The organism is Lutibacter sp. HS1-25 (genome assembly GCF_004121075.1).
Classification (GTDB): Bacteria; Bacteroidota; Bacteroidia; order Flavobacteriales; family Flavobacteriaceae; genus Lutibacter.
Genome location: NZ_RHLN01000068.1, coordinates 1 through 2,692, shown reverse-complemented (window position 1 = coordinate 2,692; position 2,692 = coordinate 1). Strand labels below are relative to the sequence as shown.

Below are 2,692 nucleotides of genomic sequence, written 5' to 3'. Positions count from 1 at the left end.
TATTTGGTATTTTTTCTAAAATGAGAAATCTCGGAGTTTAAAATTAAGGCAGAGTTTGAGCGTTGGAGTTTGATTATTAGAATAATTAAGATTTAAGGAAAATTCAAAACCCAAATTAAAAAGTGAAATCACAGAAATAAAAGAATAAATAGAATTCTGAAAATTTTAAACTAAAATGACAAATTTCGGATTTAAAAAATGGCGGAGTTTGAGCGTTGGAATATTTAAGATTTTAGAAAAATATAAACTAAAATGAGAAATCTCGGAGTTTAAAATTAAGGCAGAGTTTGAGCGTTGGAGTTTGATTATTAGAATAATTAAGATTTAAGGAAAATTCAGCTAAAATGAGAAATCTCCAAATTTAAGAATAATGCAAAATGAGGTTTTTATACGTAAAAATTCAGGTCGAATAGATTAATTCTAACTCAAAACCACATTACACAACAACTCATAAAATTCATGCTATAATTCGAACTAATAGAAAATTTAAAATATTAAATAAACAATTTGCTACGGCTGAAAATTATCGTATTTTTAAACCGCACAAATCTTATAAAAGCCCGTTCCCAAAACATATCGAAAGTTTTCATAATTCGAACACCCAACAAATCCGTTTCCATTAGGATAATCCCAACAAACCACAAACATTCGTGCAGGTAATAAAGAGCTTTAATAGTTTATTTCAAAACCTCAACATTATTGCAATGTTATTTTTATATTTGAATAGCACAACTAAAATCCACGTTTATCCCAAAAAAGCAATACGGATAAACCAATATAATAGAAGTATATAACAAGTTGCCCAAAATAGCGGAGGAAACTCAGATTTAATAAATGAGAATAATTCTGAGGTTAAAAAAAGCGAAATTTCTGAGAAAAAGTTGAAACGAAAAAAGCTCAATGAAACGTAAAAAATAAACAATATTTAAGAATCTAAAATTAATCGAAAAAAGACGAATTTATTAATAACAAAAAATACTAAATGAGAAAAAGTAAAACTTCAAAGTGGATTTTTATTTCAATTGGTGGAATTGTAGTGGTTTTGATTAGTTTCACTTTAATCTATAGTTTATTAATTCCTGATGCTTGTTATTACCACACACACGAAATGAATTCATTAATGAGTTTTTTCTATAGTGCTGGACCAGCAAGTAACGGACATCCTGAGCCGAATATTTTAAATTTAATTTTATCATTATCCATTGGTGGAGTTATTGGATATAGAATTTACGAAAATATTGACAAAGAGAATTGAAAAAACGCAATGAAAAGTAAATTGAGAACTATTTAAAGAAAAATATAAATTTTAGAATGATTAGAACAAATTAACTAAAAGCTAAATTGGGCAACACCTCATATAATTTATGCTTACATTTGAACTAACACAAACGACAAACATTCAACTAACGATTTGCTACGGCAGAAAAATCTCCGATTTTCCAGTCGCACAAATCATATAAAAACTCGTTGGCTACAATAAGATGAAAAAGATTATAACAAGAATACATTTTTACCTTTTAGCTTTAATTATCTTGAATTTTACGAGTAAATGGATATTCGATTTCACCTTGAATTTGAATATTATATTTACAATTAAAGTTTTAATTATTATAACAGGAATTATATTATTCTTTTCGAATGTTAAACCGTTCAAGATTATTGGAATTTACTTTTCATATTATGTATTATCTCCGATTATTCTAATTTTTGCTTGGTTGACAGATGGATTAATAATTGGAATAATAGCTTCTTTATTTTTATATCCAGTACAAACCGATTTTGCCGAGTACCAGAATAAAAATTTCAAAATTTATGAAAAACATAAAGGTTTTTTGGATGGTTGTTGCACATATCTGATTACCGAAAAACAATTGATAATATTTGAAAAGAAGATTAAGGAAATTAACATTAACCAAAAAATTGATTTAGAAAAGAGTAAATTGACAAATGAAAATGGAATCTTAAAACTTAAATATCAATACGAGGACTATGATTACAAACTTGAAAGAACAATCAAAGTAGATTCAACGATTGTAATAAGGCCAAAAAAATTACTGTAGCCAACAACTCATAAAATTTATGCTTACATTTAAACTAAATAACGAACTGACAAACATTCAACAAACGATTTGCTATGTCCGAAAAATCTCCGATTTTCCAGTCGCACAAATCTTATAAAAGCCCGTTAGGCAATATGTCATCGGAATTCTCTCTGAATTCCTTATTTTGAGTTATTTGATTCAAAATCATTTATTTGTCTGAATATTTGACAAAAAAGCTCATTGAAATAAATAGAATTGAGCAACGAATTCTATAAATATTTAAAATAAAATGACAAATTTCGGATTAAAAATTAATCGGAGTTTGAGCGTTGGAATTTGAATGTTAGAATATTTAAGATTTCAGAAAAATCTAGCTAAAAAGAGAAATCTCGGATTTTAAAATTAATCGGAGTTTGAGCGTTGGAATTTGAATGTTAGAATATTTAAGATTTCAGAAAAATCTAGCTAAAAAGAGAAATCTCGGATTTTAAAATTACAGCCGAGTTTGAGCATTGGAATTTGATTGTTGGAATATTTATGATTTAAGGAAAATTCAGCTAAAAAGAGAAATCTCGGAATTTGAAAATTACAGCCGAGTTTGAGCATTGGAATTTGATTGTTGGAATATTTATGATTTAAGGAAAATTCAG

The 2,692-nt window shown here is 27.1% G+C and carries 2 protein-coding genes; both read left to right on the top strand.

The genetic code is table 11. The features are described from left to right. Positions 1 to 982: 982 nt before the first annotated feature. Positions 983 to 1,255, top strand: a complete 273-nt coding sequence (locus tag EC396_RS12205) for a hypothetical protein (RefSeq protein WP_129366945.1) — start codon at positions 983 to 985, stop codon at positions 1,253 to 1,255. A gap of 460 nt (positions 1,256 to 1,715) precedes the next feature. Next, positions 1,716 to 2,060: a hypothetical protein gene (locus EC396_RS12200; protein ID WP_129366944.1), complete on the top strand. Its 345-nt coding sequence runs from the start codon at positions 1,716 to 1,718 to the stop codon at positions 2,058 to 2,060. Positions 2,061 to 2,692 lie beyond the last annotated feature (632 nt).